This window comes from Paraburkholderia sp. SIMBA_054 (assembly GCF_046534875.1).
Taxonomy (GTDB): Bacteria; Pseudomonadota; Gammaproteobacteria; order Burkholderiales; family Burkholderiaceae; genus Paraburkholderia; species Paraburkholderia hospita.
This window is the reverse complement of sequence record NZ_JAWRXV010001046.1, coordinates 1-261: the sequence shown is the minus strand read 5'-3', so window position 1 is coordinate 261 and position 261 is coordinate 1. Positions and strand designations below refer to the sequence as shown.

Sequence of the window (261 nt, the reverse complement as noted above, 5' to 3'; positions counted from 1 at the left end):
CTCGCGTCGGCGGTCAGCTCCGGATAGATCAGGCGATGCGTCAGGTCGAACAGCGAACGGCCAATGTCCGTTTCGATCAGGTTGAACAATCCGACGGCGGGCGCGGTATATCGCGTGATGCGCATCTCGCTGTCGACGAAAATCGTGGCGATGCCCGTCGACGCTATGAGGTTTTGCAAGTCGTCGTTGGCCTTCGCGGTTTCTTCAACCTTTGCCTGAAGCGTACCGTTGACGGTGACAAGTTCCTCGTTGACCGACTGC

General features: G+C 58.2%; 1 protein-coding gene. It reads right to left on the bottom strand.

The genetic code is table 11. The features are described 5' to 3' along the window. On the bottom strand, positions 1-261 hold a 261-nt coding region (locus SB822_RS58345), incomplete at both ends, for a PAS domain-containing protein (RefSeq protein ID WP_410859277.1).